The 5,057-nt window shown below is 60.5% G+C and carries 4 protein-coding genes; 3 read left to right on the top strand and 1 reads right to left on the bottom strand.

The features are described 5' to 3' along the window. Positions 1-94 (bottom strand): hypothetical protein (locus ACWRN3_RS22695; RefSeq protein ID WP_476741829.1); only part of this gene is annotated, 94 nt, incomplete at its 3' end. A 179-nt stretch (positions 95-273) separates the two neighbouring features. Here ACWRN3_RS22695 and ACWRN3_RS22690 point away from each other — a divergent pair. The 3 genes from ACWRN3_RS22690 to ACWRN3_RS22680 all read left to right on the top strand — a co-directional run bounded on the left by ACWRN3_RS22690 (position 274) and on the right by ACWRN3_RS22680 (position 4,293). Beyond that, positions 274-2,715, top strand: coding sequence for a cation-translocating P-type ATPase (locus ACWRN3_RS22690; protein WP_476742010.1), 2,442 nt, complete (start codon positions 274-276; stop codon positions 2,713-2,715). A gap of 46 nt (positions 2,716-2,761) precedes the next feature. After that, positions 2,762-3,166: a DUF1003 domain-containing protein gene (locus ACWRN3_RS22685; RefSeq protein WP_255175427.1), complete on the top strand. Its 405-nt coding sequence runs from the start codon at positions 2,762-2,764 to the stop codon at positions 3,164-3,166. 377 nt (positions 3,167-3,543) lie between these two features. Continuing rightward, on the top strand, positions 3,544-4,293 hold the full coding sequence (locus ACWRN3_RS22680; RefSeq protein ID WP_476742011.1) for an alpha/beta fold hydrolase: 750 nt from the start codon (positions 3,544-3,546) through the stop codon (positions 4,291-4,293). Positions 4,294-5,057: the final 764 nt, after the last annotated feature.

The raw sequence follows: 5,057 nt of genomic DNA, 5'->3' as shown, positions 1-5,057 counted from the left end.
ACCACTTCACCCGTCTGGACCCGATCAAAGCCAAAAACAACGCGATCAAAAAGCTCAACAACCTCGGCTTCAATGTCACCATCACCCCGGTCACCGCAGCCTGACGAACCCTACTTTCGTATTAGACTCGGTATCCCGGGCGTCGTGAGTGAACATCCGGTTCTCTCCACCCGGCGGGCCTTCCGGCCACCGTCTTGGGCGTCGGTGCACGTTAAACGCGGTTCGGGCATGATCCCGATTGCTGTCCATTGTTCGTCAGGCGGGAAGGGCGGAATGACCAAACAGGACCGTACTGTCTTCCGGCAGGCGGCCAAGCCCCAGGCTGAGGGACTTTCGGCCGACGAGGTTGCCCTGCGCATCGACGGGCACTTGACCAACCTTGTCACCAATCCTTCCAGCCGAAGCGCCTGGGACATTATCCGCTCCAACGTCCTGACTCTTTTCAATGCGATTGTCGCCGCCAGCTTCCTGTTGCTCATGCTGCTTGGCCAATGGCGGGATGCACTGTTTGGATTCGCGGCCGTCAGCAACGCCCTGATCGGAGTGGTGCAGGAATACAAGGCCAAGAAGTCGCTCGATAACCTCGCCGTCCTGACGTCCCCGCGGGCCCGGGTGATCCGGGGCGGGGTTGTTCAGGAGATTGGCGTCGAGAGCGTCGTACTCGACGACATCCTGGTACTCCGCGCGGGAGACCAGGCCCCTGCGGACGCTGTCGTGATTGACGAAACCGGCCTGGAAGTGGATGAGTCACTTTTGACGGGTGAATCCGACGCGGTGCAAAAGGGCGTCGGCACTGAAGTTCTCTCCGGTTCCAGCACCGTTACCGGACAGGGCAGGGCCCGCGTTATCCGGGTAGGCGCGCAGTCCTACGCGAGCAGGCTGACTGCTGAAGCCAAGCGCTTCTCGCTGGTCCAATCTGAAATCCGTCAGGCTTTGAACCGGATCCTGCGATGGATCACATTCGCATTGGTGCCCATTATGGCCATCGTTATTAACGGTCAGATGCAGGGCCAGGGCGGCTGGCAGCAGGCCATCGCGACCGGAAGCTGGCAAACTGCCTCCATCGGCGCCGTGGCGAGCGTTATCGCCATGATTCCTTTGGGCCTGGTGCTTATGACCAGTGTTGCTTTCGCCGTGGGTGCGGTCAGGTTGGCGCGCCAAAAGGTGCTCATCCAGGAGCTGGCCGCGGTGGAGGGGCTGGCCCGGGTGGACGTGCTGTGCCTGGATAAGACCGGCACCCTCACCGCGGGCAGGATCGTTTTTGATTCGGCTCACGATTTCGGCGAACCCCCACCGCCGGGCTGGGAGCGAGTACTCGGCTGGTTCGGGGCAGATCCGAACGGCAACGCAACCGCCCGGTGCCTCCAAGCGGGCTTCCGGGATGACGGCACCCTGCTCCCTCTCTCCTCCGTCCCCTTTTCCTCCGCCAGGAAATGGAGTGCGGTCAGCTTCCCCTCCGGCACCTCTGTCGCCGGGACTTGGTTGTTGGGAGCACCGGAAATTGTCCTTGCCGCGGGTACCGCCGCCGCAGATCGTGCACTTGGCGCCGCATCCGTGCTCGCCGCCACTGGCTTAAGGACGCTGGTCCTGGCCCATTCAGGCGTGGCAGCTTCCGGGTTGGACGGGGACGAAGCAGCGCTTCCGCCCGTTCCTGCTCCCGTTGTTCTCCTGACCTTTCGGGAGAAAGTCCGCCCGGATGCAGCGCAGACCCTGTCGTACTTCTCGGACCAAGGCGTCAAAGTCAAGATCATTTCCGGAGACGATCCCCGAACGGTCGCCGCGGTTGCACGCGAAGTCGGCGTGGTATCCGACGGTGGATTCGACGCCCGTCAACTGCCGCAAGACCCGGAAGAACTGGCCGATATCATGGAGCGCCAAACCGTTTTCGGCAGGGTCACTCCAGCCCAGAAAAAGGAAATGGTCCAGGCGCTGCAAAGACGGGGACACGTCGTCGCCATGACCGGTGACGGCGTTAATGACGCGCTGGCGCTAAAGGAATCCGACCTGGGAATCGCCATGGATTCAGCCGCAGCTGCGACCAAGGCAGTTTCACAGCTGGTTTTGCTTGATGGCCGGTTCGACAGGCTTCCGAATGTTGTCGCGGAAGGCAGGAGGGTCATCGCCAATATCGAACGGGTTTCGATGCTGTTCCTCACCAAAACCGCCTATGCGGTCCTTCTCTCCGTTACCTTCGGGGCTCTGCTCTGGGGGTTTCCATTCCTGCCGCGGCAGCTCTCGGCAACGGACGGAATCACCATCGGGATCCCGGCTTTCTTCCTCGCCCTGATGCCCAATGCCACCCGCTACCAGGCCGGATTCCTGAAGCGCTCACTGTCCTTTGCCATACCCGCAGGCCTCATCATCTGCCTGGCCGTCTTAAGCATCAATGCCTTGTCCCTGGCAGGCGGTTACGGTACCGGCACCACGGTTCGGACCATGTCCGTGGTTGTGCTGACATTGATTGCCCTGTGGGTGCTGGTGGTCCTATCCCGGCCTCTGAATGTGTGGCGCGTGTTGATCATTGGTGCTATGCACGTTGCGCTTACGATCATTGTGACGGTGCCCCCTATCCAAGAATTCTTCGACCTCACTCCATTTGCCGGGGAACACCTTGCAGCTCCTGCTGCAATCGCGTTCCTGGGCTGCGTCGCCACTGAATTCTTGTTCCGCCACCACCGCCGACGCATGAAGGCCGTCCTGGCAGCTCCCTCTTAAGATCAGGTCGGGCCGCAGCACTCCCTGTCCAGGTCTACGCTGAGTCATGAGCCACCAACAGAAAACCTGGCACGACAAACACAAAGCCACGCTAAGCAGGGGACAACGCGCTGCTGACATCATGCGCAATGGGATGGGGAGCTGGCCCTTCGTTTCGGGCTTCATCGGCTTCATGCTCGTCTGGGCCGCCATTAATACCTGGGCGCTCGCCTCGAACGCGTGGGACCCATACCCATATATTCTCCTGAACCTTCTGCTTTCCATGCTGGCAGGTCTCCAAGGCGCAATTCTGCTCATCGCCGCGAAACGACAGGACGCGATCGCCGCGGCCATGGCCCAACACGATTACGACACCAACACCGAGGCCAAAGAAGAGATTGAACTCCTGATATCCATCAACCGCATCCAACTGGAAATCCTGCAGGAGCTGAAGAAGTCAGCGGCACACTAGCCTCAGGTCCGGCACCAGCACGTTGCCCACCGCCGTCAGATGGAGGAGCTCAAAGCCGGCTGGGGCAGGATGGCACTTATGCACGGTAATCCCTTCGACTCGTGGTCCGCCTTAGCGAGGGCCTAGTGAAGAGCCGTGCAATAAATGGGACCTTGGCGCGCGGCCAGCGACGCTTGTAGGGGCCGAAGTCACGCAATCAGCAGGCGGCCCTTGGACGTCATAGTGGCTGGAGCCTAGGATTTCTCTATTTTCCGTGGATAGTCTGGGAAGAAATGCCACCCCACGTGAGGGTCAGTGAGAATGTGGTCAAAGCAGATGCTGCGGTAATCGCCCGAAACAACGTCACCTTATTGGGCCGGGAGGACGGGCCTGTATTGATGTTTGCCCACGGCTTCGGCTGCGATCAGACCATGTGGCAGAAGCTGCTCCCCTACTTCATGAATTACTACCGGCTGGTGCTTTTTGACCATGTTGGCGCAGGACACTCCGACATCAGCGCCTATGACTGGGAGAAGTACGGGTCCCTGAACGGGTATGCGACGGATCTGCTGGAAATTTGCGCCGCCCTCGAACTTGAGGACGTCATCCTGGTCGGACATAGTGTCAGCACGATGATCGCCGTGGTCGCCGCAGCGCAGGAACCAACAAGGTTTTCGCACCTGATCCTGCTTGCTCCATCACCCCGTCATACCAACGACCCGTACGACGGCTATGTCGGCGGTTTCTCGCGGGAAGACATCGAGGGCCTGCTGGCATCTTTGGACAGCGATCTTTTTGCCTGGGCCGCGGCTCTAGCCCCCATCGTCATGGGCAACCCACAAGAGCCGGAATTAGCGGAGGACCTGCGGGCCAGCTTCTGCCGGACAACTCCGGCCATCGCACGGCACTTCGCCGAAGTAACTTTCTTCTCCGACACCCGGCCTGAACTTGGAAAACTGCACACCAACTGCCTTATTCTGCAATGCTCCAACGATCGCCTTGCCCCGCCCGAAGTGGGCGCCTACCTGCACAAGAACCTGGAACACAGCACCCTGGTGCAGCTTCAGGCCACCGGGCACTGCCCCCACATGAGCGCCCCGAAAGAAACTGCACAGGCGATACTGGACTACCTCGACACCCAATCGTGACAGGCCGCGGGGCGTCTGAAGGCCTAAACTGCGGAACTGTGTCCAGACTGTGGAGAAGGCGGTCTCGGCACTCGAAGGTGTGGCACCGGCATCTGTTGAGCTCGTCCGCGGCGGCCGTTCGCGTCTGGTTGTCAACGCTCAAGCCAACATTGCCGTTGTCCGTGAGGCAGTCACCTCCCCTGGCTACTCCGTTACCAGCAACTGAGCCGCCGGAACACCGCGCTTCCCCTGCAGCCAACCGCCCGGAAAGGGTCTCCCCTGCGTCCCTTATTGCCGGTGCACACGGCATTCCCGTATCCCCACGCCTCGTGAGTCGATACCCATTGCGTGCGGTGCCGGCCGGTTCCAGTCGCTATGGGCCCCTCGCTACCCCAAATTATGCTCGGACGGTCGCGCATTACCTCACGTCCGATACCACCGCCACGTCACTGCTCTTTGCCGCCTACACCAGCGAACCCGCCCGGCTTTGTCAGCCCAAACCCCACGCCGGCAGAAGATCCACGCAACCGAAAACAAGGCCGCCAGAACTCCACTTATAGCTAGAACCAGCCCAAGCACTCAGCGCATTTGCGCGGAACCTAGATCAGTCATGCTGATTCCTTTCTCCAATAACTCTTCTTTAGTTCCTGCGTGCTGCTGTGTCAATGGCCATTAGTTTCTGCCCACCGGCGGCCAGTTAATCGGCCCGCTGGTGGCCCGTAAAACTGCCCGGTGATGGCCAACAGATCTGCCCACTGAGGGTTCTCGGTGGGGTTGGCCATCGT

This window comes from Pseudarthrobacter sp. rb, from assembly GCF_056389225.1.
Note: the sequence above shows the minus strand (reverse complement) of the source record. Positions and strands in the feature narration are given on the sequence as shown.

What these genes read in the sequence shown, in the direction of transcription:
- ACWRN3_RS22690 (WP_476742010.1), top strand. Translation starts at nt 274, where the DNA reads ATGACCAAACAGGACCGTACTGTCTTCCGGCAGGCGGCCAAGCCCCAG.
- ACWRN3_RS22680 (WP_476742011.1), top strand. Translation starts at nt 3,544, where the DNA reads ATGTTTGCCCACGGCTTCGGCTGCGATCAGACCATGTGGCAGAAGCTG.
- ACWRN3_RS22685 (WP_255175427.1), top strand. Translation starts at nt 2,762, where the DNA reads ATGAGCCACCAACAGAAAACCTGGCACGACAAACACAAAGCCACGCTA.